Source organism: Paraburkholderia silvatlantica (assembly GCF_003096715.1).
GTDB lineage: Bacteria > Pseudomonadota > Gammaproteobacteria > Burkholderiales > Burkholderiaceae > Paraburkholderia > Paraburkholderia silvatlantica.
The window spans coordinates 57,195-81,756 of sequence record NZ_QEOL01000023.1; the positions used below are offsets into that span (position 1 = coordinate 57,195).

The window sequence follows — 24,562 nt, forward strand, 5'->3', positions numbered from 1 at the left end:
GCTGCGCATGTGCGCTGGCGCGGCCCACCAATCCATGTTTACAGGGTAGCGCGGCCGCGCCGAACGGCAAGACAGTGCCCGGCGATGGTGCGAGGCTTCGCTGCAGTGCACCAGCAGCAGTCACCTGAGGCACACGATTGGTGGCGCACAGCCGGTCCTGGCCACTCGCGCCGCGCGCGCTGCGTGAACCGTGAAACCTGCGCTGGCCGGGTGTTGCGCGGGGCGCGCAGGCCGCCTGCGGGTCGGGTGGCATACCTATTGCTTTGTCGCTACCGGGGCCAATGACGGCTCCGAGGAATTGCATCATCGTCCCGCCATGCGCGGGATCAGTCGATCGTGCGGGGCAACGGCGTCCCGAAGCGGCACTCCACGGCACAGCGTGCGTGGCGGGTGCGCTTCGGGACGCTTTTTTTTGCGCTTCGCGCAAGCACCGTGGTTTGACCGACCTTTGGCGACACGATTTGTACTACTACAGATGAACATGCGGGAAACGACACCAGACATCTCTGCGGAAATCGTCGGCGAACTGATCAATCTGGCCGGGCGCCAGCGCATGCTCTCGCAGCGCGTGGTCCTGCATGCGCTGCTCGGCTTGCGCGGCGACGCGGCCGCCCTCGTCATCGCGCGTGATTGCCTCGACACGTTTGCGGCTTCGCACGCGCGGCTGGTCGAGGGTGACGATCATTTTCCCGGCGTGTTCTCGACGGCGTTGCACGAACTCTACTTCGGCGCACGCAAGGCCGACGAGCGCATTCGTGCGTTCATGAAGCTCGCCGCGCACGCGTGCGCGTGCCTCGAGCGCTCAGCCCATGCGGCGGCGGCCGATAGCGGGTGCGAGGCTGCCGTGACGGAACTCACCGCTGCCGCCACGCCGCTGCTCGAACTGCTGCAAGCGCTGACCCAGGCATACCAGGACGAATTGCGCAGCGTGGAAGCCGCGGCGGCGAAGCGCCAGGCCGGCATCGTCGATGAACTCGCCGCCATTTCCCTGCGCGCGAACATCGTCGCGCTCAATGCACGGGTGGCTGCCGCCCGCGCCGGCCAGTTCGGCCGCGAATTCGCGGTGATCACGGCGGAACTGGCGCACGTGATAGGCGAAATGGACAGGCTCGTGCAGGGCGTAGTCGGCAAGCCCGGGACGCGCAGCAGCGCGCCTGAAAGACATTCCGGATTCCGAAATCAACGGATGCATGCCCGCGTGGCGGGTTGAGATCCACTATTGGAGAACCTCGTGAAAGACCTGGTAAGTTCGCTCAAGAGCGGTAACTGGCGCGCGCTGATCGCGTGTTTCCTGTATTTCGACACCGGCTTCACGGTGTGGGTGATGTTCGGCCCGCTCGCGCCGTTCATCCAGAAGGACATTGCGATGACGCCGGGCGAACTGGGTCTGCTCGTGGCCGTGCCCGTGCTCGGCGCGGCGATTCTGCGCGTGACGCTCGGCAATCTCTATCAGGCCTGCGACGGCCGCCGCGCCGCGCTGATGGGCATCGCACTTTCCGCCATCCCCGCCGCGGTGCTGTTGATGATGCCGGGCACGCCGTCCTACACATTGCTGCTCGTACTCGGCGTGCTGCTTGGCGTGGGCGGCGCGAGCTTCGCCGTGGCGCTGCCGATGGCGGGCAGCAACTATCCGCCGAAGGTGCAGGGCCTCGTGCTCGGCCTCGCCGCGGCCGGCAATATTGGCGCGGTGCTCGACGGCTTCCTCTTTCCCGGCCTCGCCAGCCACTATGGATGGGCGCGCGCCACGGGCGCGGCGCTGCCGCTGCTCGCGCTTACCGCAACGGCCGTGACCTTCTGGGCCCGCGATCTCGGCCAGAAGTCCGGGAGCGCGCCGCGGGCATTGCGGTCGTTCGGCATCACGCTTGCCGGCTTGATCGCGCTGGTGCTTGCCGTGCATGCAGGCGTGTTCGGCGCGGGCAAGACCGGTGTGCTGCTGCTGCCGGTGCTGGGCGCGCTGCTCGCCATTGCCGTGTTGCCGCGCCACTATCGCGTGGTACTCACCGAAGGCGACACGTGGGTCGTGATGCTCGTGTACAGCATCACGTTTGGCGGCTTCGTCGGCATGTCGTCCTATGTCTCGACGCTGCTTATTTCGCTCTACCAGGTGCCGAAGCTCGAAGCCGGCGTGGTGATGTCGCTGCTCGCGCTGACCGGCGCGATGGTACGCCCGCTTGGCGGCCTGATCGCGGATCGCATTTCGGGCGTACGCGCACTCGTGGTGCTGCTTGCCGCGATCTCGGTGTGCGATTTCGCGTTCGCGCTGTGGATGCCGCCGTTCGCCGCCGGCATTGCGCTGCTGGCGTTCACCTACGTGTGCTTCGGTCTCGGCAACGGCGCGACGTTCCAGCTCGTACCGCGCCGCTGGCAAGGCCGCACCGGGCTGATGTCGGGCATCATCGGCGCGGCGGGGGGAATCGGCGGCTTCTATCTGCCGGTCATCATGGGCATTGCCAAGGAGAGCACCGGCAGCTACCAGATGGGCTTCGCGACGTTCGGCGTGATCGCGGCGGCTGCATTTGGACTCGTGGTGCTGCATCGTGCACGCTGGCTCGAATGGGCGCTGCCCCACGAGCCGGCGATGGCCCCAGCTGTCGTGCATGGTGCTCAGGCGAGCGCAGGCAACTGAGACCCGGGTAGAGAGCAGGATGCAGCCAGTGCGCGAGCGGCGGGCCGTTCGCGCGCTCACGCGCGGCGACGCAGGTCCTCGATACTCGCTATGCCCGAATGAACGCCGAACGAGGCAGGCGAATTGGCGAACGAAGCCGCCTCGCCGATCGCGTTGCCCACGAGAATGATGGCGGGGCTGCCAAGGCCCGCTGCACGAGCATGCGCCGCGATCGAGCCGAGCGTGCCCGTGACGCGCCGCTCGTTCGCGCTGCCGGCCCACTGCACGACGGCGGCGGGCGTCGCCGCGGGGAGCGCGCCCACGAGCGTTGCGCACAGCGATTCGATCCGGCTCATGCCCATATAGATGGCGAGCGTCATGCCCGTTGCGGCGAGCGCCTGCCAGTCCGGTTCACTATGATCGCGCAGATGCGCGGTCACGAAGATCACACCCTGGCAATGGTCGCGATGCGTGAGCGACACGCCGAGCCCCGCCGCCGCCGCGAACGCCGAAGACACGCCGTTCACGATATCTACGCTTACGCCCGCACGGCGCAACGCCGCGAGTTCTTCCCCAGCGCGGCCAAAGAGCAATGCGTCGCCGCCTTTCACGCGTACCACGTGCAAGCCGTGGCGCGCGTAGCGCTGCATCAGTCGCTCGATGAAGGCCTGCGGCGTGGAGCGGCAGCCGCCTCGCTTGCCCACGCGGATCACCCGGGCCTGCGGTGCGAGCGTGACGATTTCCGGATTCACGAGATCGTCGAGCAGCACGACGTCGGCGCTCGCGAGCACCTTCGCCGCCTTCAGGGTTAGCAGGTCGAGATCGCCCGGACCTGCGCTCACCAGCGTGACCTTACCTTCGTTGCCCGTCGTCATCGTCGTCTTCCTTTGGATTGCGCGCACCCGCGTGGGGGAGCGCCATAAAACAAATGGCGTCCGCTCGCCGCTTGCGACGAGGGGACGCCATTGTCCGGTGTGTTCGAGTCGAGGCGCGCGGCGAGCGGTGCGCGAAGCGCGGCCCCAAGGTTGCATGCCCGGCAACGCTGCCGGGCACCCGGACTCACGCAAATTCCAGACCAACCTGCGCGCGCTCGCGCTGCCCGCCGCGCTGGCGGCGCGCCCCTGGCCGACTGCACCTGGCCGGCCGCACCTCGCCGGCTGCCCCCCAATTAACAACGCCGCAACCTGCACGCCCAGGGCGCACAGCGAGTGTGCTGCACGGCACCAATCTTGTGCCGGCCTGCATCACGATGCGCGCCCCGGCGAAGTGCCGGACGCTCCGCTCGCCGGCCACCGAAGTCCACCGGGCGAGGCATTGCGCGGGATGCACGCAGACTGGCACAGCGTTTGCATGATGCTTCGCAGCAAGTGCCACGCGAATCAATGGGGATTCGGCCGCAAGCAATAGCGCGGCGCACAAGGGTTTCGTATTCAGGGCAACGGCGTCCCCCGAATCTGGCTTCGCGAGAAGCTGGAATCGCGGGACGCCTTTTTTATTGGCAGGGGCTCAGCATGGTGCAAGCAACGAACGAAGTGAACAGCTCGGCAGCGATGGAGATCGTCGTCGTCGGCCATGGCATGGTGGGCCACAAATTTCTCGAGTGCATCCTCGCGGACGGCGCGCCCGACATGCGTGTGACGGTGCTCTGCGAGGAGCCGCGTCCCGCCTACGACCGCGTGCATCTCTCCGAATTCTTCGCGGGCAAGTCGGCGGACCATCTCTCGCTCGTGGCACCCGGCTTCTTCGATCGCGAGAACGTGCGTCTCGTGCTGAACGCCAGGGCGGTGTCGATCGATCGCGAAGCGCGCACCGTTCAGGTGTCCAACGGCGAGACGCTTGCGTACGACAAGCTCGTGCTGGCCACCGGCTCCTCGGCGTTCGTGCCGCCCATCGCGGGCAATGATCGCCCCGATTGCTTCGTCTACCGGACCATTGACGATCTCGAAGCGATGCAGGCGCGCGGCGCGCATGCGAAGTCGGGCGTGGTGGTGGGCGGGGGCCTGCTCGGTCTCGAATGCGCGAAAGCCCTGCGCGACCTGGGCCTCGAGACGCACGTGGTGGAGTTCGCGCCGCGCCTCATGGCCGTGCAGGTGGACGACGACGGCGGCCGCATGCTGCGCGGCAAGATCGAAGAGCTCGGTGTGAGCGTGCACACGCACAAGAACACACTGGCTATCGTGGACGGCAAAACGGTGGACGGCGCGACGGCCGCCAACCGCATGCAGTTCGCCGATGGCACGCACCTCGACGCCGACATGATCGTGTTCTCGGCCGGCATTCGCCCGCGCGACGAGATCGCCCGCGCCTGCGGCCTTGAAATCGGCGCGCGCGGGGGCATCGTGATCGACGACCAGTGCCGCACGAGCGACGCGAACATCTACGCCATCGGCGAATGCGCGCTGTGGCAAGGCCAGATATTCGGCCTCGTCGCGCCCGGTTATGACATGGCGCGCATTGTGGCCAGGGCGCTGGCGGGCGAGGCGTCGAGCTTCGCGGGCGCCGACATGAGCACCAAGCTCAAGCTGATGGGCGTGGACGTGGCGAGCATCGGCGACGCACACGGCAAGACGCCCGGCAGCCGTTCCTACCGCTACGCCGACGAGCGCCGCCAGGTCTACAAGAAGATCGTGGTGTCCGATTGCGGCAAGAAGCTGCTCGGCGCGGTGATGGTGGGCGACGCGAGCGAATACGGCACGCTGCTGCAGATGATGCTCAACGGCATCGAGCTGCCCGAGTCGCCCGAATTCATGATCCTGCCGCAGGCCGACGGCAAGGCCAGGCCCGCGCTCGGCGTGCAGGCGCTGCCCGACGCCGCACAGATCTGCTCGTGCAACAACGTTTCGAAGGCGCAAATCTGCGCTGCAGTCCAGCAAGGTGCGACGACCATCGCCGCGGTGAAGGGGGCGTGCAACGCCGGCACGTCGTGCGGCGGCTGCGTGCCGCTCGTCACGCAGATCATGAAGTCGGAGATGAAGCGCCAGGGGCTCGCCGTCAATAATCACCTTTGCGAGCACTTCCATTATTCGCGCCAGGAGCTTTATCACATCGTGCGCGTGGAGGGCATCAAGACCTTCGGCGAACTGCTCGCGAAGCATGGCAAAGGACTGGGCTGCGATATCTGCAAGCCGGCCGTGGGCGGGATTCTGGCGTCCTGCTGGAACGAATTCGTGCTGAAGAAGGAGCACGCGAGCCTGCAGGATTCGAACGACTACTACCTCGCCAACATTCAGCGCGACGGCACGTATTCGGTGGTGCCGCGCATGCCGGGCGGCGAGGTCACGCCGGAAGGCCTTATCGCCGTTGGGCAGGTGGCGAAGAAGTACGGCCTGTACACGAAGATCACGGGTGGTCAGCGTGTGGACCTTTTTGGTGCGCGCGTCGAGCAGTTGCCTTTCGTCTGGGAAGAGCTGATCGCCGCGGGCTTCGAATCGGGGCACGCATACGGCAAGGCGCTGCGCACCGTGAAGTCGTGCGTGGGCTCGACGTGGTGCCGCTACGGCGTGGGGGACTCGGTAGGCTTCGCGATCGAACTCGAGAACCGATACAAGGGTCTGCGCGCGCCGCACAAGATCAAGTTCGGTGTCTCGGGCTGCACGCGCGAATGCGCGGAGGCGCAAGGCAAGGACATCGGCATTATCGCCACCGAGAAGGGCTGGAACCTCTACGTGTGCGGCAACGGCGGCATGAAGCCGCGCCATGCGGAACTGCTCGCTGCCGATCTCGATCAGGCCACGCTGGTGCGCTACGTCGACCGCTTCCTCATGTTCTACGTGCGCACGGCCGACCGCCTGCAGCGCACGAGCGTATGGCGCGACAACCTCGAAGGCGGCCTCGACTATCTGATCGACGTGGTCGTGCACGACAAGCTCGGTCTTGGCGCCGAACTCGAAGCGGAGATGCAGCTCGTGGTGGACACCTACGAGTGCGAGTGGAAGAAGGCCGTGACCGATCCCGAAACGCGCCGCCGCTTCCGCCACTTCGTCAATAGCGATGCAGGCGACCAGCACGTCACCTTCATTGAAGAGCGCGGCCAGATTCGCCCGGCTACGCCCGCGGAGCGCACGCAGGTCCCGCAAGCGGCGTCGCATTTCAGGCGGCATGAAGCGCTGTCCGGCATTCCCGTAGTCGTCGAAACCGTCTGATTCCCTTTCATCGAACCGAGGAGTGCGAAATGAATAGCGAAGCAAAAAGCGAACCTGTTGAAGGCAACTGGGTTCCCGTCTGCACGCTCGACGACATCGTGCCGAACACCGGCGTGTGCGCGCTCGTGAAGGGCGAACAGGTCGCCGTGTTCCATGTCGACGACGGCGACGCGCGCGTGTACGCCATCGGCAACTACGATCCGAACTCGCACGCAGCCGTGCTCTCGCGCGGGCTCGTGGGCAGCTTAGGCGAGCGCATCGTGGTCGCCTCGCCGATCTACAAGCATCACTTCGATCTGTCCACCGGCGAGTGCATCGAAGCGCCGCAGCATTCGGTCAATGCCTTCCCCGCGCGTGTGGAAAACGGTCAGGTGTGGATTGCCGCCTGATGTGCCGATTGAAATGACAAACGCACGGCGCGCAGGATGCGCCGCGCGCCCCGAATCTGTTTCAAGCTGATATCGATCGAGCGCATGAGCAGCGAAAGCGTAAAGAGCGTTTGCCCTTACTGCGGCGTAGGCTGCGGGATGATCCTGCACGTCGAGGACGGCCAGGTCGCGAAGATCTCCGGCGACGCCGAGCATCCGGCCAACTTCGGCCGCCTCTGCACGAAGGGCTCGTCGGCGCACGTGGCGCTGCGCAAGTCGGGACGCCTCGAGCGCGCGTTCGTGCGCCACGCGCGCGGCGAGGACCCGGCGCCGCTGCCGCTCGCGCAGGCCATCGCCGATACGGCGCGCCGCCTGCGCTCGACGCTCGACGCGCATGGCCCCGACGCGCTCTCGTTCTACGTTTCCGGGCAGATGTCGATCGAGGCGCAGTACCTCGTGAACAAGCTCGCCAAGGGCTTTGTGCGCACCAACAACATCGAGTCGAACTCGCGCCTGTGCATGGCAAGCGCGGGCAGCGGCTACAAGCTTTCGCTCGGCGCGGACGGCCCGCCGGGTTCCTATCAGGACTTCGACCGCGCAGACCTCTTCTTCGTGATCGGCGCAAACATGGCGGACTGCCATCCGATCCTGTTCCTGCGCATGATGGACCGCGTGAAGGCGGGCGCAAAGCTCATCGTCGTGGACCCGCGCCGCACGGCGACCGCCGGGAAGGCGTCGCTGTTCCTGCAGATTGCACCGGGCACCGATCTGGCGCTGCTCAATGGCCTGCTGCACCTGCTGCACAAGAACGGCCATGCCGACGCGGACTTCATTGCACAGTACACCGAAGGATGGGACGCGATGCCCGCGTTCCTCGCAGACTACACGCCGGAAAAGGTCGCTGAAATTACGGGGCTGGCCGTCGACGACATTCGCCGCGCCGCGCAGATGATAGGCGAGGCGCCCGAGTGGATGAGCTGCTGGACCATGGGGCTGAACCAGAGCACGCACGGCACGTGGAGCACGAACGCGATCTGCAACCTGCATCTCGCGACGGGCAAGATTTGCCGTCCCGGCAGCGGGCCGTTCTCGCTCACCGGGCAGCCCAATGCCATGGGCGGGCGCGAGGTGGGCTACATGGGGGCGGGCCTGCCCGGGCAGCGCACGGTGCTCGCGGAAGATGACCGCGCGTTCGTCGAAGCGGCGTGGGGCGTGGCGCCCGGCACGCTGCCCGTGAAAGTGGGCAGCGGCACCATCGACATGTTTTCGCGCATGGCCGCGGGCGAAATCAAGGCATGCTGGATCATCTGTACGAACCCGGTGGCGAGCGTGGCGAACCGGCAAACGGTGGTCGCGGGCCTGAGGGCCGCCGAGCTGGTGATCGCCCAGGACGCTTTTCTGGACACCGAAACGAATCAGTACGCCGACGTGCTGCTGCCCGGCGCGCTCTGGGCCGAGGCCGAGGGCGTGATGATCAACTCCGAGCGCAACATGACGCTCATGCAGCAGGCCGTCGAGCCGCCGGGCGAGGCGCTGCCCGACTGGCAGATCATCGCACGCGTGGCCTGCGAAATGGGTTTTGCCCAGGCGTTCAGCTACGCAAGCGCCGCCGAGGTGTTCGACGAAATCACGCGCTTCGCGAACCCGCAGACGGGCTACGACCTGCGCGGGGCGAGCCACGCGAAGCTGCGCGAAACGCCGCTGCAATGGCCCGTCGCGCCGGATGCCGCGAGCGATCGCAACCCGCTGCGCTATCTGAACGACGGCGTGAGCCAGACACTCAAGGAAGACGCCGACGGCACGCGTCCTCGCATCGCGTTCGCCACGACGCACGGCAAGGGCGTGTTCTTCGCGCGTCCCCATGTTGCGCCTGCCGAATTGCCCGACGGCACATTCCCGGTCGTGTTCAACACGGGACGCCTGCAGCATCAGTGGCACACCATGACGAAGACCGGCAAGGTGCCGATGCTCAACAAGCTCAACCCGGGTCCCTTCGTCGAGATTCATCCCGAGGACGCCGCCGCGCTCGGCATTGCCGCGAAGGATCGCGTGGAAGTGCGCTCGCGCCGCGGCCGCGTGGTGCTGCCCGCCGTGGTGACCGAGCGCGTGCGTCCCGGCAACTGCTTCGCGCCTATGCACTGGAACGACGTGTACGGCGAGGAGCTTTGCGCGAACGCGGTCACGAGCGATGCGATCGACCCGATTTCCCAGCAGCCCGAACTGAAATTCTGCGCGGTTGCGCTCTCGCGCGTCGGCCCGCCATCCGCGCCGCGCGAGACCACGCGCATGCCGGATGCGGCCGATGCCGCCGTTGCATCGGCCACGTTCGACGCCAGCGCGCCGCAAGCCGCCAACCCGCCTCAGGAATTCGACATGTCCCGCATCGATGCCTTTTCGACGCTACTCGGTCTCGACGACGTCCCCGCGCCGCAACTGGGCGACGCAGAGCGCCGGTATCTCGCGGGCTTCGTCGGCGGCCTGCGCTCGTTGCGGGCGGCCGAGCCCGTTGGCGTGCCCATGCTGCCCGTGCACGCGCCGTTTCCCGCCGCCACGCGCGTATGGCTGGACGGCCTGCTGGCGGGCCTGTTCAACCGCGCCGAGCCCGCCGCGCGCACGGAGGCGCTCGCCGTGGCGGGCCCGCCCGAAGAAAAACCGCAGGGCGTGCGCATCGCCCATACGCGCCCGAAGGTCGTGCTGCTGTGGGCCTCGCAGACGGGCAACATCGAATCGCTCGTCGAGCAATACGCGACGCAACTGATGGAATCGGGCTTCGAGATTCGCACGGCCTGCATGGCCGACTACCCGCTCGCGAACCTCGCAAAGGCGCAATACGTCCTCTTGATGACGAGCACGTTCGGTGACGGCGACGCGCCTGATAACGGCGCGGCCTTCTGGAGCGCACTTGCAGCAGAAAACGCGCCTCGCCTCGCCTCGCTGCGCTTCTCCGTGCTGGCCTTCGGCGACCGCAACTACGACGCGTTCTGCGGCCACGGGCGCAAACTCGACGCGCGCCTCGAAGCGCTGGGTGCCACGCGTCTCATGGAGCGCGTGGATTGCGACAGCGAATACCAGCGTGCCGCCGACGCGTGGCTCGCCCGCATCGTCGTGCGCATCAAGCAGGAGGACGCGGCGCTGCACGCGGTGCCCGCCGGCGGTTCGATTCCCGAGGTGCTGCCCGGCTGCGCGGCGACGAAGGCACGACCGGCTGCCTCGAAGCTGCTGAAGAACGTGCGCCTGAACATGAAGGGCGCGACGAAGGACACGCGCTACTTCTCGCTCGCAACGGGCGAGGCGGGCCTTGACTACGAAGCGGGCGACGCGCTCGGGGTGTGGCCCACCAACTGTCCCGCGCTCGTCGAGGAGTTGCTGGGCCTCACTCGCCTCGCCGCCGACACGCCGGTCGCCGTGAGCGGCCACGGCGAGATGCGCCTTGGCGAGGCGCTCGGCAAGTACTACGAGATCGCGCGCCCAAGCCCCGATGCGCTCGCGTTCATTGCGTCGCGCACGCGTTCCCGGGGCCTCGCCGAGATGCTCGACGAATCGCGCAAGGGCGATCTGCGCAACTGGCTCTGGGGCCAGCAGCTCGCCGACGTGCTCCACGAATATCCCGTCGACCTGAGCGCGCCTGAACTGCTCGCCATGCTCAAGCGCCTGCAGCCGCGGCTCTATTCGATTTCGTCGAGCCCGAAGGCCCATGCGGGCGAAGTGCATCTGACCGTTTCGGCGGTGCGCTACAACAACGGCCGCCGCGAGCGCAAGGGCGTGGCCTCGACCTTCCTCGCCGACCGTGCGCAGGAAGGCAGTGTCCCCGTGTTCGTGCAGAAGAGCACGCATTTCCGGCCGCCGCGTAACGGCGACGTGCCGATGATCATGGTCGGTCCCGGCACGGGCGTCGCCCCCTTCCGCGCCTTCCTGCACGAGCGGCAGGCCCGCGGCGACACGGGCCGCAACTGGCTCTTCTTCGGCGAGCAGCACGCGGCCACCGACTTCTACTATCGCGACGAACTGGAGCAAATGCGCAAGGACGGCCATCTCGAGCGGCTCGACCTCGCGTTTTCGCGCGACCAGAGCGAAAAGGTCTACGTGCAGGACCGCATGCGCGAGCAGGGCGCGCAGCTATGGGCGTGGCTGCAGGAAGGGGCGCACCTCTATGTGTGCGGCGATGCGAGCCGCATGGCGAAGGACGTGGATGCGGCGCTCAGGGAGGTGGTGGCGGGCCATGGCGGCATGAGCGCCGAGGCCGCGCACGACTACGTCAGTGCGCTCGGACGGAACAAGCGCTACCTGCGCGACGTCTATTGAAGGGGCGCTGCTCGTGGCCACGCGCCATCCGCTGGCGCGCCGCCGTGCGGGGGTGACGGCCGGGCACCTCGCGACGATGCCGCATGCGCTATTGAGCCCCGACTTCGTGGTGCGACGCCTCGCCGATGCCTACTTCCGCGCGCACCAGTTGATTCCGCGCGTGACGCCGCAATCCAATTCCAACGCGTTTTCGGAGGGGCTGCTCGCGCTGATTTCGCGCGAAGGGCGGGGCGAGGCCTGAGGCGGCCCCGCATGCCCTTTGGTCTTTTCGTTAGCTCAGGGTTGCCCGGACGAAAGCAGGTTGTGGAAGAAGTCCACCGCGTGCTGACGGGTGGGCACGCTCCCGAGCGTGGCGGTTGGGTCGAGCCCCGAGCGCCGCGCCGTGCCGCTCACGAGACTCTTTTGCAGGTCGTTGAGCGGGCGCGCGAGATTGGTGGCGATGAATCCGGAAGCGGGCGGCGCGGCGATAGCCGGCAGGTCGGTGCGGGGCGCGTCCAGCGTGAGCAGTGCAGCGAGCGTGGGCGCGGCCGCCACGCGCCGGCTCGCGAGCATGTCGGCGGGTGCGATGCCGAGCCAGTCGCGCAGGGTGGCGAGAATCGACGTGTGGTCGTAGGGTGTGGCGCCCGGTGAGCGGAACACGGTGCCCGGCGCGATATACGGCGACACCACGACCGCAGGGACGCGCACGCCAAAGCTGTCGAAGGCGAAGTTCTGGTCGCCGGGGTTGCTCGCGGCATCGGGCGCCACCGCGTTGGCGGGCGGCAATACGTGGTCGTAGGTGCCGCCGTGCTCGTCGTAGGTAATCACGAGCAGCGTTTCGGGCCATGCGGGCGATGTGCTCAACGCGTGCCAGATGTCGTAGAGAAAGCTCTCGCCCGCATAGACATCGTGTGGCGGGTGCTGGTCGTTCGGGTCGAGCAGAAAGCGCGGCTCAATGAACGAATACTGTGGCAGTGTGTTGTTCTGGCAAGCGGAGACGAAGTTGCTGAAGCGCTGGAAGTTGGCCTTATATTTCGGATCCCATAGCGTTGGGAACATGGTGAGCGTGAGCGAGGGGGCGACGAGCGCCGCGCTGTACACGGCCCAGCTCGCGCCCATGTCGCCCAGCACGTTGAAGATGGTGCGCACTTGCCACTCGAAGGGGTCGGGCGGCGAGCCGTTGTCGACGTGGCCGTTCGACGTGCCCGCGTGGGCGAAGGCGCGGTTCGGCCAGGTCTGGCTCGGCACGGGCGCGAACCAGGCGTCGCAGACGGCGTATTCGCGCGCGAGCGCCGAGAGCACCTTCAGCTGATCGGGGCTGTGGCATTGCATGACCTGGCTTGCGTCCGTCGTCGCGGTCGTTTCGTAGTCTTGCACGAAGCCGGACATGGGCATCGCACCTGTCCCGTTGCCGAGCAGTTGCACGCGCACGTTTGCGAACGTCTCCTGCGGATCGGGGTCGGGCAGCGTGGCCGTGGAGGCCGGTGTGGTTGCGGCGATGGTGCCGCCTGCCTTCGTCGGGTTGCTCAGGCCCGCCCTGAGGCCGTCGAATGGCCGTTCCGCGCTGGCGGCGGGCAGGAAATGCGTGGGGCTGCTGCCGTTCGCGTACAAGCCGCCGAGCATCGTATCGAACGAACGGTTTTCGAACATCACGACAACGACGTGCTTGATGTTCTGCATGGACATGGGGGCTCTCCGTCACGCGGGTCTGACGCAGAATAGTGGTGCAGGCGTGCGGATTCGGCAAGGTTCGGCAACCTTGAGAAAACGGCCGGTGCTTCGGGCGTACCGACTGCACGCCACAACCGGCACGCCGCGACCGCCGCGACCGCCGCGACCGCCGCGACAGCCGCGACCGCCGCGACCGCCGCCGGCCGATCCGGCGGGGCGCCCATGCGTGTGGGATAATCGCCAGGTTTGCCCAGAGCGCAGCTCAAGAGGTTGTTCGCAAGGGCGTGCGTGGGGCCTTTATTCCCGTGGCCCGCTTCCTTTCTGCGATTTTTCTCCTACAGCCACAATGCCCGCATACCGTTCCAAAACCTCCACCGCCGGCCGCAACATGGCAGGTGCGCGCTCCCTGTGGCGCGCCACCGGCATGAAAGACGAAGACTTCGCCAAGCCGATCATCGCGGTCGTCAATTCGTTCACCCAGTTCGTTCCCGGCCACGTGCACCTGAAAGACCTCGGCCAGCTCGTTGCGCGCGAAATCGAAGCCGCGGGCGGCGTGGCCAAGGAATTCAACACGATCGCCGTCGACGACGGCATCGCCATGGGCCACGACGGCATGCTGTATTCGCTGCCGAGCCGCGACATCATCGCGGATTCGGTCGAATACATGGTCAACGCGCACTGCGCCGACGCCATGGTCTGCATCTCGAACTGCGACAAGATCACCCCGGGCATGCTCATGGCCGCCATGCGCCTGAACATTCCCGTGATCTTCGTCTCGGGCGGCCCGATGGAAGCGGGCAAGACGCGCCTCGCGAACCCCGTCACGAAGGCCATCGAGGTCAAGAAGCTCGACCTGATCGACGCGATGGTGATCGCGGCCGACACCAAGTACTCCGACGCCGATGTGGCCGAAGTCGAGCGCTCCGCCTGCCCGACCTGCGGTTCGTGCTCGGGCATGTTCACGGCCAACTCCATGAACTGCCTGACCGAGGCGCTGGGCCTCTCGCTGCCGGGCAACGGCACCGTGGTCGCCACGCACGCGGACCGCGAACAGCTCTTCAAGCGCGCCGGCCGCCGCATCGTCGAACTCGCGCGCCAGTACTACGAGCAGGAAGACGAGCGCGTGCTGCCGCGCTCGGTAGGCGTCAAGGCGTTTGAAAACGCCATGACGCTCGACATCGCCATGGGCGGCTCGACCAACACCATCCTCCACTTGCTGGCCGTTGCGCAGGAAGCGGGCATCGAGTTCGGCATGGCCGACATCGACCGACTTTCGCGCGTCGTGCCGCAACTGTGCAAGGTCGCGCCGAACACGAATAAGTACCATATCGAAGACGTGCACCGCGCTGGCGGCATCATGGCGATCCTCGGCGAACTGGAGCGCGCCGGCAGGCTGCACACCGACGTGCCGACCGTGCACGCGCCGACGCTCGGCGACGCGCTCGCGCAATGGGACATCAGGCGCACGCAGGACGAAGCGGTCAAGACGTTCTACATGGCCGGCCCCGCCGGCGTTCCGACGCAGGTCGCGTTCAGCCAGAACACGCGCTGGCCGAGCCTCGACACGGACCGCGCCGAAGGCTGCATCCGCTCGTACGAGCACGCGTTCTCGAAGGAAGGCGGCCTCGCCGTGCTGACCGGCAACATCGCGCTCGACGGCTGCGTGGTGAAGACCGCAGGCGTGGACGACAGCATCCTCGTGTTCGAAGGCACGGCTCACGTGACCGAATCGCAGGACGAAGCGGTGGAAAACATCCTCGCCGACAAGGTCAAGGCCGGCGACGTGGTGATCGTGCGCTATGAAGGCCCGAAGGGCGGCCCCGGCATGCAGGAAATGCTCTACCCGACGAGCTACATCAAGTCAAAGGGCCTCGGCAAGGCGTGCGCGCTCCTGACCGACGGCCGCTTCTCGGGCGGCACCTCGGGCCTCTCGATCGGCCACTGCTCGCCGGAAGCGGCGGCGGGCGGCGCAATCGGCCTCGTGCGCGACGGCGACAAGATCCGCATCGACATTCCGAACCGCACGATCGACGTGCTGGTCTCGGACGAGGAACTCGCGCGCCGCCGCGAAGAGCAGAACGCCCGTGGCTGGAAGCCGGCGAAGGCGCGTGCCCGCAAGGTGTCGGCGGCTTTGAAGGCCTACGCCAGGCTCGTGATGTCGGCCGACAAGGGCGCCGTGCGCGATCTCTCGCTGCTCGACGACTGAGCCTTTCAAGGACGAGGCGGGCCGCGCGGCTCGCCTCGCCTCAAACACAACAAGCAGGGCAAAAAAATCGAGCCTCCCACGGCGACGTGGGAGGCTCGATTCGTTGGGTGGAACGTCCCCCGCGCGAGCGCACGGGGGCGGGCTTCACCGTTACTTCGCAGCGGCTGCCAGTGCGGCGTTGAACGTCGCGCTCGGGCGCATGACTTCAGCGAGCTTCGCGAAGTCCGGCTTGTAGTAGCCGCCGATGTCGACCGGCTTGCCCTGGACCGCGGCCAGCTCGCCCACGATCTTCTGCTCGTTCTCGGCCAGCGTCTTCGCGAGCGGCGCGAAGTGAGCGGCGAGTTCCGCGTCTTCCTTCTGCGCGGCCAGTTCCTGCGCCCAGTACATCGCGAGGTAGAACTGGCTGCCGCGGTTGTCCAGCTCGCCGGTCTTCGGCGACGGACCCTTGGCGTTGTCGAGCAGTTTGCCCGTGGCGGCGTCGAGCGTCTTCGCGAGCAGCTTGGCGCGCGCGTTGTTCGTCTTGATGCCGAGGTCTTCGAGCGAGACGGCCAGCGCGAGGAATTCGCCGAGCGAGTCCCAGCGCAGGTGGTCTTCCTGCACCAGCTGCTGCACGTGCTTCGGCGCCGAACCGCCTGCGCCCGTTTCGTACATGCCGCCGCCGGCCATCAGCGGAACGATCGAGAGCATCTTCGCCGAGGTGCCCAGTTCCATGATCGGGAACAGGTCGGTGAGGTAGTCGCGCAGGATGTTGCCCGTGACCGAGATCGTGTCCAGACCGCGGATCACGCGCTCGAGCGTGTAGCGCATGGCGCGCACCTGCGACATGATCTGGATGTCGAGGCCGGTCAGGTCGTAGTCCTTGAGGTAGGCTTCGACCTTCTTGATCAGCTCGTTTTCGTGCGGACGGTACGGGTCGAGCCAGAACACGGCCGGCGTGCCCGAGTTCTTCGCGCGCGTGACGGCGAGCTTGACCCAGTCGCGGATCGGCTCGTCCTTCACGAGGCACATACGCCAGATGTCGCCTTGCTCGACTTGCTGGGTGAGCGCTTCGAGCACTTCGCCCGTGGCGTTGTCGACGATGCGCGCCGTGCCGTCCTGCGTGATTTCGTACGTCTTGTCGTGCGAACCGTACTCTTCAGCCTTCTGCGCCATCAGGCCGACGTTCGGCACCGTGCCCATCGTGCGCGGGTCGAATGCGCCGTTGGTCTTGCAGAAGTTGATGATTTCCTGGTAGATGCGCGCGAACGTGCTTTCCGGAATCAGGCACTTCGTGTCGGCCGGGCGGCCGTCGGCGCCCCACATCTTGCCGCCTGCGCGGATCATGGCCGGCATCGAAGCGTCGACGATCACGTCGTTCGGTGCGTGCAGGTTCGAGATGCCCTTGGCCGAGTCGACCATGGCGAGCGCCGGACGGTGCTCGTGGCACGCGTGCATGTCGCGGATGACTTCTTCGCGCTGCGATTCCGGCAGCTTTTCGATTTTCGTGTACAGGTCGACGAGGCCGTTGTTCACGTTCACGCCGAGTTCTTCGAAAAGCTTCGCGTGCTTGGCGAACGCGTCCTTGTAGAACACGCGCACGGCGTGGCCGAACACGATGGGGTGCGAAACCTTCATCATGGTCGCCTTCACGTGCAGCGAGAGCATGATGCCGGTCTTGCGCGCGTCTTCCATCTGGTCTTCGTAGAAGGCGAGCAGCGCCTTCTTGCTCATGAACATGCTGTCGACGATCTCGCCGGCCAGCAGCTTGACCTTCGGCTTGAGCACGATGGTTTCGCCGGCCTTCGTCACGAGCTCCATGCGGACTTCACGGTCCTTGTCGTTCGTAATCGACTTTTCGCCGTGGTAGAAGTCGCCGTGCTTCATGTGCGCGACGTGAGTGCGCGACGCCATGCTCCACTCGCCCATGCTGTGCGGGTGCTTCTTCGCGAAATTCTTGACCGCGAGCGGTGCGCGGCGGTCCGAGTTGCCTTCGCGCAGCACCGGGTTCACGGCGGAACCGAGGCACTTCGAATAGCGCTTCTGGATCGCCTTTTCTTCGTCGGTCTTCGGATCTTCGGGGAAGTCAGGGACCTTGTAGCCCTTGCCCTGGAGCTCCTTGATCGCGGCGACGAGCTGCGGCACCGATGCGCTGATGTTCGGCAGCTTGATGATGTTCGTTTCCGGCAACTGCGTGAGACGGCCCAGTTCGGCCAGATTGTCCGGCACGCGCTGTTCTTCCGTGAGGAATTCCGGGAACTCGCCGAGGATACGGGCCGCAACGGAGATATCGCTGGTCTCGACGTTCACGCCGGCCGGCGCAGCGAAAGTGCGGATGATCGGCAGAAACGCGCTGGTGGCGAGCAGCGGCGCTTCATCGGTCAGGGTATAGATGATGGTGGGTTGCTGGGTACTCATCGGCTTCTTGGCGGGGTTCAAAAACGGGGTGATAACACCACCGGCTGCGCGCAGTCGGCGAAACACCTGAATTTTGCCTCAATTTGCAGCGGGCAGGGGCGCAACCGCGCAGGTATTTCATATCGTGGAAAGCGCTTGCGCAATGTTAATTGACCAGAAAGTCAGCGAGTTTGCCTTGATCCGCGGGCCGCGCGCTGAAAACGTTTCCGCTCCGGAGCCCCGTCCCGTAAGGCTTTTCGGAGCGATGCCGGTAATGCAGCCACGGTTCATGGGGTTTGTGGATCGCACCTCCGATAGGGTGTCAAGCTGGTAAAGACCCTTGTGAAAACAGAAGTGAATCGGGGAGTCTTATATAAGAATTTTGTCCAGCAAGGCTCATCGAAGACCATTAAAACAGTTGCCTTGCTAATCAATTTGTGGTCTCATTGGCCCCATGTTCGATCACTGCCTTTACTTCAATTCGTCGGCACTCGCGCGGCTCGTCGAGCGCGAATGGAGCGCCGCCTATGCGCCGTTCGGCCTCACGCCCGCGCAAGGCTTCGTGCTGCGCGTGGTGCTCGCGAAGCCTGGGTGCCTGTCGAGCGATGTCGCGCAAACGCTCGGCATCGCCCGGCCCACTGCGACGCGTCTCGTCGACAACCTCTGCGAGAAGGATTTGCTCGAGCGCCGCCAGGGCGAGGCCGATGGCCGCGAATGGGGACTCTTTCCCACGGCGGGCGGCACGGCGCTCGACGGCCCGATCAACGGCGCGAGCGCCGAAGTCGCGCGGCGCCTGCGTGTGCAGGTGGGCCCGGACCTGTTCGAGTCGACGGTCACCGGCATGCGCAAGATACGCAAGGGGCTCGCGTAAGGCGCCTGCCCCCTTTTTTAAAAGTTAAATGATTGTCTTGCTAATCAATAAGGAGAAGAACGATGAACGAAGCGGCGCTAAAGGGGGCGGGGGAGGAAGCCTGGCGGTGGGCGATCGGCGTGGCAATCGTCGCGCTGGCTGTGGGCGGCGTGGTCGCGGCAATCTTCGTGATGCCGCGCGCTGTCGAAGCGAACCACCGCGCGTGCATGGCGGCCTACGCCAGCGATCTGCACACGGATCTTGCCGCGTTCGCGCAAGACCCGGCGTGGCAGGCGCAATACGTCGAGGCGATCGCGGCGTGCGCGCGTTGAACGGGCACGCCGCGCGTAACTCCGTTACTTCCGGTTCAGGAACGCGAGTAGGTCGGCGTTGACCTGCCCGGCCATCGTCGTGCACATGCCGTGCGGGCCGCCCGGGTAGATCTTGAGCGTCGCGTCCTTGACGATCTTCGCGGAGAGCTTGCCGGCGTCGTCGATCGGCACGATCTGGTCGTCGTCGCCGTGCAGGATCAGCGTGGGCACGTCGATCTTCCTGAGGTCTTCCGTGTAGTCGACTTCGGAGAACTCGTGCACGCACTCGTGCAGCGCGAGGATGCCGCCCCACATGCCCTGCTGCCAGAACGAGTCGATCACGCCCTGTGAGACCTTCGCGCCGCTGCGGTTGTAACCGTAGAACGGCACGGCCAGGTCCTTGAAGAACTGCGAGCGGTCGTCGATCACGCCCTTGCGGATGCCGTCGAACACATCCTTGGGCAGGCCGCCCGGATTCTTCTCGCTCTTGATCATGATGGGCGGCACCGCGCCGATCAGCACAGCGCCCGAGACGCGCTGCGTGCCGTGGCGGCCGATGTAGCGCGCGACTTCGCCGCCGCCCGTGGAGTGGCCAACGAGCGTAGCGTCGTGCACGTCGAGCTTGTCGAGCAGGTCGGCGAGGTCGTCGGCCCAGGTGTCCATGTCGTTGCCCTTGGCGGGCTGATCGGAGCGGCCGTGGCCGCGGCGGTCGTGCGCGATCGTGCGAAAGCCGTTTTGCACGAGAAAGAGCATTTGGGCGTCCCAGGCGTCGGCCGTGAGCGGCCAGCCGTGGGAGAAAACGACGGGCTTGCCGCTGCCCCAGTCCTTGTAATAGATCGACGTGCCATCGCGGGTGGTGAAGGTGCTCATAGGAAACGCTCCAGTTTCTTTTACAGCATCACAAGGCAGGCAGGCGCCGGCGCATCGGTGCGCGCGGTCGTGCTTCGCGCGGCGCTGTGTGGCGGCGTCCAGGGATGGGCGATGCGGGTGGAACGTGCCGGCACCTGCGCGTCACGGAAAGCCGCAGGAGGCACGCGGGTCAGTATAGAGAGAACGCCTGAGCGATGACTCGAAGGTGTACGGCCTGAGCGGCGGCTATTCGCGAGGGCTCTATTTCGTCAGCGCCGCGCTGCTCGCGGCGGGGGCCAGAAGAGGCGCTGCACGGTTCAGGTATCGCATACGGCGCGATACGCGATAATCGGCCTTTGCCGATTCCCGCCTCTCTCGTATGTCGACGCCTGAACCGGACTCTTCCGGGCACGCCTGGTGGGGTGTGCTCGTATTGGCGCTCTCTGCCTTCATCTTCAACACGACCGAATTCGTGCCCGTTGCGCTGCTGAGCGCCATTGGCGACAGCCTGCACATGAAGCCGACCGACGTCGGCCTCATGCTGACGATTTACGCGTGGACGGTGGCCGTGGCGTCGCTGCCCCTGATGCTGCTGACGCGCAACGTCGAACGCCGCAAGCTGCTGACCTGGATATTCGCGCTCTTCGTGGTCAGCCATATCGTGACCGGCGTGGCATGGAACTTTACGGTGCTGATGGTGGGCCGGATCGGCATTGCCTTTGCACACGCCGTCTTCTGGTCGATTTCCGTTTCTCTGGTGGTGAGGCTCGCGCCGCCCGGCAACAAGAGCCGGGCGCTCGCCATGCTCGGCATGGGCACCTCGATCGCCATGGTGGCGGGCATTCCGCTTGGGCGCGTGATTGGCGAGACGCTCGGCTGGCGGCAGACCTTCTTCGTCATCGCGGGCGCGGCGGCGTTTGCGCTGCTCATGCTGCGCGTGATGCTGCCCGTATTGCCGAGCCAGCAAACGGGCTCGTTCAGCAGCGTGCCCGTGCTGTTCAGAAAGCCGATGCTGGCCTCGCTTTATCTGCTCACGATACTCGTCGTTACGGCGCACTTCACGTCGTATACATATATCGAACCCTTCATTCACACCGTCGGCCACGAAAGCAGTCAACGCATCACCTATATCCTGATCCTGTTCGGCAGTGCCGGCATTCCCGCGGCCGTGTTCTTCAATCGTGTTTACCCGCGCGACCCGGCGCAATTCCTGCAAGCGGCTGTGGTTGCCGTGTGCGTGTGCCTGCTCGTGCTGTTTCCCGCCGCGCTCTCCATTGTCACGTTGTCGGTTCACACGCTGGTGTGGGGCGGCGCGATCGTTTCCTTTGGCCTTGCCATGCAGGCATGGGTGCTCAAGCTCGCGCCCGAAGCCGCGGACCTCGCGGTCTCGATCTATTCCGGCCTCTATAACGTGGGGATCGGCGCGGGTGCGCTGCTTGGCAACCATATTGCCAGCGGCTTTGGCGTGTCGTGGGTCGGCAGCTTCGGCGGCGTGGTCGGGGGGCTCGCGGCTGGCGTGTGCTGGTTCGCATTGCGCATGTACGCGCGGGTGCATCCTGCTGAGCATTGATGGACTGCGCGCGCCGCCGGACTCGGGCTTCGGCCCTTTCGCGTCGTGTTCACATTGGCGTAGCGGGAGGCGTACCGGCTTCAGGGGGAGGGAACGTCAGCACCACGGCAAACCCGCCGCCGGCGGGAAACGCAAAGTTCACGCGCCCGCCGTGCGCCTTCATCACCGCCTGCACGATGGCGAGCCCAAGGCCCGAGCCCGTCGTGCGCTCCGCGCCTTGCTGGCCGATGCGCTCGAACGGACGCAGCGCGGCGTCCCAGTGTTCGCGTGCAATGCCTCGTCCGTTGTCGGTCACGGTCAGCGTGACGGCCTCATGCGAGGCGTTCACGGTGACGACGATATCGTCCGCCTTGCCGTGCAGCAGCGCGTTGTGCAGCACGTTCGACAGCGCTTCCTGCAGGCTCACGGGGTCGCCCGCGATCCAGACCTGCGGCGCGCTGCTTTCGAACGCCACTTTCACGTCGCGTTCGTCGGCGAGCGGAATGGTGCGGCCGAGCACTTCTCTCGCGAGCTTCGCGAGTTCCACGCGCTGCAGCGGCACCACTTCGGTGCGATGGATCACCATCGCGTGATTGAGCAACTGGCCGGTGAGCCGGCCCACGTCCGAGCAGGTGGCCCGCAACGCTTCGAGCCGAGCGGCGTGACGCACGGGATCGGACTCGGTGCTGAGCAACTCGATCTGTGCGTCGAGCCGCGCAATCGGCGTGCGCATCTGATGCGCGGCGTCGGCGATGAAACGCTGCATGGCCGTCATGCGTTCGGCCAGGCGCCCGATCAGCCCGTTGATGGCGCCGATCAGCGCATTGATTTCGCTCGGCGTGTCGTGCGCCACGGGCCGCAGGTCGGCCGGGTCGCGCGCGGCGATGATTCTCTCGATCTGCGCGAGCGGACGCAGGCCGCGCCGGATCGCAAGTCCGCTCGCGCCGATGGCGAGCACGCTCATCAGCAAAATGAGCGTCCAGACCTTGATGCTCATGTCGTTCGTGAGCTGCTGGCGCGCGTGCGTGGTCTGCGCAACCGTGACGAGGGCCCAGCCGGGCGGCCGCGCGTCCGGCATGTAGCGCCCGATGGTCGCCGTGCGCACGCGCTCGCCCTGATAGCGGGCGTTCGCGAAAGTCGGACCCTGGCGCGCGCGCATCGCGCTCAACGTATTGGCCGGACCGGGAAGGTCGCCATAGCCCGCGACGACGAGGCCGCGCGCGTCGACCACCTTGTAGTAGACGACGTCATATCGCGAGAGCGTGGAGAGCGCGGCCACCGGCGGATTGAGCGCGAGCACGCCGCCCTGCACGTAGAGGTTTTCGGCGACCTGGATGGTTGCGCCCGCAAGCAGCTGATCGTAGGCGCGCTCGGATGCGACGCCCGCGTAATAGCGCGCGATGCCTGCGAGCGCCGCCGCACCCGACGCCACGACGAGCGCAATGAAGAGCAGCGTGCGGCCGAGCAGCGTTTTCGGGAACCAGTCAAAGCGCGGCAATTTGATATCCCATGCCGCGCGCCGTGCGGATTTCGACTGAACTGCCCTGCAGCTTTTTGCGCACGCGCGTGACATATTGTTCGACGGCGTTCGCGCTCGGTTCGTTGCCGTAGCTGAACAACTGATTCAGCAGCTCTTCCTTCGGGAAGATACGCTGCGGACGGCTGGCGAGGATTTCGAGCAGCGCGAATTCCTGGCGGGAGAGCGAAAGCGGTTTGCCGTCGAGTTCGGCGAGCCGGCTGCTGCGGTCGATGGCGAGACCGCCCAGCCTCACCACGTCGTTCGCGTGCCCGCTGTTGCGGCGCAGGAGCGCCTGCACGCGCGCTTCGAGTTCGCGGTAGTCGAACGGCTTGACGAGGTAGTCGTCGGCACCGAGGCCAAGGCCGCTCACGCGATCGTCGATGGCCGAGCGTGCGGTGAGGAGCAGCACCGGCGTGGTCGAGCCCGCCGCGCGCAGATGGCGCAGAATCTCGAAGCCGTCCATGGCAGGCAGCATCACGTCGAGCACGACCAGATCGAAGCGCTCCACGCCTAGCAGGCCGTTCGCCGTGGCGCCGTTCGCTTCGAGGTCCACCGCGTGACCGAGGCGCGCGAGGCGGCTGCGGACAGCCGCGCCGATTTCCGCGTCGTCCTCTACCACCAGAATGCGCATGGTGCCGTTCCTGCCAAAATCTTCATGGGTGCGATTGCGGGTTTTCCCCGAGGTTGACGCTGCGTGTTTCTCAGCATTTTCTCAGACTCGCCCGGTAATCTCGCGAACCATGGAAGGTGCAGAGACGTGATTACGACACGAACCAACGGAGACGGCAAGATGCGCGTGAAGTCGCCGCGGGCTTCAACGCGGCGGCGCGCGCTCGTTGCGGCGGGCCTGGGCGCGGCCGCTGTTGCCGCGGCGCTCGCGCCTGCGTGGGTCCGGGCCACGCCGCGCACGGTGCGCATTTCGAAGGGCTATGGCCTGCTGTATCTGCCGCTGCTCGTGATGGAAAAGGCGCGGCTCTTCGAGCGCCATGCGGCCCGCCAGGGGCTCGCGGACGTGAGCGTGGAGTGGGTCAGGCTCGACGGCGGCAATTCGGTCGACGACGCCATGATGGCCGGTACGCTCGACTTCGCCGCGGTGGGCGCGCCCGGCTTCATCGAGCTGTGGGCGCGGGCGCGCGGCATACCGAACGTCGAGGTAATCGGCGTCAGCGGTCTTTCGGCCACGGCGCTCTCGCTCAACACGAACCGGCCGGAGATTGCGACGCTGCGCGATTTCACGAGCGCCGACCGGATTGCGGTGCCGGGCATTCGCACGTCGCTTTCGGCCGTGGTGCTGCAGATGGTGGCGAGCAAGCTGCTCGGAGCGCAGCACTTCGCGCAGCTCGATTCGATCACCGTCGGCCTGCCGCATCCGCAGGCCATGCAGTCGCTGATCCGGCGCGAGGGCGGCATCACCGCGCATTTCGCGTCGCCGCCATTTTCGACGCTCGAATTGCAGCAGCCGGGCATCCACCGCGTGGTCAATTCGGTCGACGTGCTCGGGCCGCTCACGCTCGACGTGGTGTTCGCGCCCAGGCGCCTCGTCGACACCGAGCCGGCGCTGGCAAAAGCATTCCTTCACGCGCTCGACGAGGCGAACCGGATGATCGCGCAGGACAAAGCGGCCGCGGCGCAGATCTATGTCGATTCGTCGGGCTTCGGCGCGTCGCGCGAGCATGTGGTGCAAACGCTCCGCGCGCCGGAGTCGCGCTTTTCGGTCTGGCCCGAGCAGTTGATGGAGTACGTGGACTTTCTGTACATGGTGGGCACGATCAAGGCGAAGCCGCGCACATGGACCGACATGTTCGTGGCGATGCTCGCGGATTTTCACCCATAGTGCG

17 protein-coding genes are annotated in these 24,562 nt (G+C 66.2%); 11 read left to right on the forward strand and 6 right to left on the reverse strand.

The genetic code is table 11. The features are described 5' to 3' along the window. The first annotated feature begins 481 nt into the window (after window positions 1-481). Window positions 482-1,210 carry a type IV pili methyl-accepting chemotaxis transducer N-terminal domain-containing protein gene (locus tag C7411_RS26700; RefSeq protein ID WP_243413363.1) on the forward strand — a complete coding sequence of 243 codons (729 nt, stop codon included), beginning with the start codon at window positions 482-484 and terminating at the stop codon, window positions 1,208-1,210. Window positions 1,211-1,231: 21 nt separating this feature from the next. After that, window positions 1,232-2,626, forward strand: coding sequence for an MFS transporter (locus C7411_RS26705; protein ID WP_110387101.1), 1,395 nt, complete (start codon window positions 1,232-1,234; stop codon window positions 2,624-2,626). A gap of 56 nt (window positions 2,627-2,682) precedes the next feature. On the opposite strand, the gene cobA is transcribed toward C7411_RS26705, so the two are convergent. Next, the gene (gene cobA / locus C7411_RS26710; RefSeq protein ID WP_110387019.1) at window positions 2,683-3,480 is read right to left on the reverse strand and encodes a uroporphyrinogen-III C-methyltransferase; all 798 of its coding nucleotides are present in this window, start codon (window positions 3,478-3,480) and stop codon (window positions 2,683-2,685) included. A gap of 675 nt (window positions 3,481-4,155) precedes the next feature. On the opposite strand from cobA, the gene nirB reads away from it, so the two are divergent. The 4 genes from nirB to C7411_RS26730 all read left to right on the forward strand — a co-directional run bounded on the left by nirB (window position 4,156) and on the right by C7411_RS26730 (window position 11,658). After that, window positions 4,156-6,747 (forward strand): nitrite reductase large subunit NirB, encoded by a 2,592-nt coding sequence (gene nirB, locus C7411_RS26715; protein ID WP_110387102.1) that lies wholly within the window; start codon window positions 4,156-4,158, stop codon window positions 6,745-6,747. A 29-nt stretch (window positions 6,748-6,776) separates the two neighbouring features. Next, window positions 6,777-7,136 carry a nitrite reductase small subunit NirD gene (gene nirD / locus C7411_RS26720; RefSeq protein WP_110387020.1) on the forward strand — a complete coding sequence of 120 codons (360 nt, stop codon included), beginning with the start codon at window positions 6,777-6,779 and terminating at the stop codon, window positions 7,134-7,136. A gap of 84 nt (window positions 7,137-7,220) precedes the next feature. Then, window positions 7,221-11,417: a bifunctional nitrate reductase/sulfite reductase flavoprotein subunit alpha gene (locus tag C7411_RS26725; RefSeq protein ID WP_110387103.1), complete on the forward strand. Its 4,197-nt coding sequence runs from the start codon at window positions 7,221-7,223 to the stop codon at window positions 11,415-11,417. Continuing rightward, a complete protein-coding gene (locus C7411_RS26730; RefSeq protein ID WP_110387021.1) occupies window positions 11,374-11,658 on the forward strand; it encodes a LysR substrate-binding domain-containing protein in 285 nt (94 codons plus the stop codon). Before C7411_RS26725 ends, C7411_RS26730 begins: the two co-directional genes overlap by 44 nt. Before the next feature lie 35 nt (window positions 11,659-11,693). On the opposite strand, the gene C7411_RS26735 is transcribed toward C7411_RS26730, so the two are convergent. Continuing rightward, window positions 11,694-13,082 carry an alkaline phosphatase family protein gene (locus tag C7411_RS26735; protein ID WP_110387022.1) on the reverse strand — a complete coding sequence of 463 codons (1,389 nt, stop codon included), beginning with the start codon at window positions 13,080-13,082 and terminating at the stop codon, window positions 11,694-11,696. Window positions 13,083-13,413: 331 nt separating this feature from the next. On the opposite strand from C7411_RS26735, the gene ilvD reads away from it, so the two are divergent. Beyond that, window positions 13,414-15,273: a dihydroxy-acid dehydratase gene (gene ilvD / locus C7411_RS26740; protein ID WP_110387023.1), complete on the forward strand. Its 1,860-nt coding sequence runs from the start codon at window positions 13,414-13,416 to the stop codon at window positions 15,271-15,273. Between the two features lie 150 nt (window positions 15,274-15,423). On the opposite strand, the gene C7411_RS26745 is transcribed toward ilvD, so the two are convergent. Then, on the reverse strand, window positions 15,424-17,667 hold the full coding sequence (locus C7411_RS26745) for an NADP-dependent isocitrate dehydrogenase (protein WP_110387024.1): 2,244 nt from the start codon (window positions 17,665-17,667) through the stop codon (window positions 15,424-15,426). A 433-nt stretch (window positions 17,668-18,100) separates the two neighbouring features. On the opposite strand from C7411_RS26745, the gene C7411_RS26750 reads away from it, so the two are divergent. Continuing rightward, a complete protein-coding gene (locus C7411_RS26750; protein ID WP_110387025.1) occupies window positions 18,101-18,517 on the forward strand; it encodes a MarR family winged helix-turn-helix transcriptional regulator in 417 nt (138 codons plus the stop codon). 62 nt (window positions 18,518-18,579) lie between these two features. Further along, window positions 18,580-18,828: a hypothetical protein gene (locus C7411_RS26755; RefSeq protein WP_110387026.1), complete on the forward strand. Its 249-nt coding sequence runs from the start codon at window positions 18,580-18,582 to the stop codon at window positions 18,826-18,828. Window positions 18,829-18,852: 24 nt separating this feature from the next. Here the strand turns inward: C7411_RS26755 and C7411_RS26760 are convergent, their stop codons facing one another. Then, window positions 18,853-19,677 carry an alpha/beta fold hydrolase gene (locus C7411_RS26760; protein ID WP_110387027.1) on the reverse strand — a complete coding sequence of 275 codons (825 nt, stop codon included), beginning with the start codon at window positions 19,675-19,677 and terminating at the stop codon, window positions 18,853-18,855. Between the two features lie 358 nt (window positions 19,678-20,035). Here C7411_RS26760 and C7411_RS26765 point away from each other — a divergent pair, with 358 nt between their 5' ends. After that, window positions 20,036-21,226 (forward strand): sugar transporter, encoded by a 1,191-nt coding sequence (locus tag C7411_RS26765; RefSeq protein WP_110387028.1) that lies wholly within the window; start codon window positions 20,036-20,038, stop codon window positions 21,224-21,226. Between the two features lie 49 nt (window positions 21,227-21,275). On the opposite strand, the gene C7411_RS26770 is transcribed toward C7411_RS26765, so the two are convergent. Then, complete coding sequence (locus C7411_RS26770; RefSeq protein WP_110387029.1) at window positions 21,276-22,703, reverse strand: sensor histidine kinase; 1,428 nt, start codon at window positions 22,701-22,703, stop codon at window positions 21,276-21,278. Beyond that, window positions 22,690-23,355: a response regulator transcription factor gene (locus tag C7411_RS26775; RefSeq protein WP_110387030.1), complete on the reverse strand. Its 666-nt coding sequence runs from the start codon at window positions 23,353-23,355 to the stop codon at window positions 22,690-22,692. The genes C7411_RS26770 and C7411_RS26775 overlap by 14 nt, the downstream gene beginning before the upstream one ends. Before the next feature lie 159 nt (window positions 23,356-23,514). Between C7411_RS26775 and C7411_RS26780 the strand changes: the two genes are divergently transcribed. Continuing rightward, on the forward strand, window positions 23,515-24,558 hold the full coding sequence (locus C7411_RS26780) for an ABC transporter substrate-binding protein (RefSeq protein WP_110387031.1): 1,044 nt from the start codon (window positions 23,515-23,517) through the stop codon (window positions 24,556-24,558). The last annotated feature ends 4 nt before the right edge of the window (window positions 24,559-24,562 follow it).

Bases quoted from the DNA above. Each gene is read 5' to 3' on its own strand.
- ilvD (WP_110387023.1), top strand. From the start codon at position 13,414: ATGCCCGCATACCGTTCCAAAACCTCCACCGCCGGCCGCAACATGGCA.
- nirD (WP_110387020.1), top strand. From the start codon at position 6,777: ATGAATAGCGAAGCAAAAAGCGAACCTGTTGAAGGCAACTGGGTTCCC.
- C7411_RS26700 (WP_243413363.1), top strand. From the start codon at position 482: ATGCGGGAAACGACACCAGACATCTCTGCGGAAATCGTCGGCGAACTG.
- cobA (WP_110387019.1), bottom strand. From the start codon at position 3,480: ATGACGACGGGCAACGAAGGTAAGGTCACGCTGGTGAGCGCAGGTCCG.
- C7411_RS26735 (WP_110387022.1), bottom strand. From the start codon at position 13,082: ATGTCCATGCAGAACATCAAGCACGTCGTTGTCGTGATGTTCGAAAAC.
- C7411_RS26750 (WP_110387025.1), top strand. From the start codon at position 18,101: ATGTTCGATCACTGCCTTTACTTCAATTCGTCGGCACTCGCGCGGCTC.
- C7411_RS26780 (WP_110387031.1), top strand. From the start codon at position 23,515: ATGCGCGTGAAGTCGCCGCGGGCTTCAACGCGGCGGCGCGCGCTCGTT.
- C7411_RS26755 (WP_110387026.1), top strand. From the start codon at position 18,580: ATGAACGAAGCGGCGCTAAAGGGGGCGGGGGAGGAAGCCTGGCGGTGG.
- C7411_RS26745 (WP_110387024.1), bottom strand. From the start codon at position 17,667: ATGAGTACCCAGCAACCCACCATCATCTATACCCTGACCGATGAAGCG.
- C7411_RS26760 (WP_110387027.1), bottom strand. From the start codon at position 19,677: ATGAGCACCTTCACCACCCGCGATGGCACGTCGATCTATTACAAGGAC.
- nirB (WP_110387102.1), top strand. From the start codon at position 4,156: ATGGAGATCGTCGTCGTCGGCCATGGCATGGTGGGCCACAAATTTCTC.
- C7411_RS26725 (WP_110387103.1), top strand. From the start codon at position 7,221: ATGAGCAGCGAAAGCGTAAAGAGCGTTTGCCCTTACTGCGGCGTAGGC.
- C7411_RS26775 (WP_110387030.1), bottom strand. From the start codon at position 23,355: ATGCGCATTCTGGTGGTAGAGGACGACGCGGAAATCGGCGCGGCTGTC.
- C7411_RS26765 (WP_110387028.1), top strand. From the start codon at position 20,036: ATGTCGACGCCTGAACCGGACTCTTCCGGGCACGCCTGGTGGGGTGTG.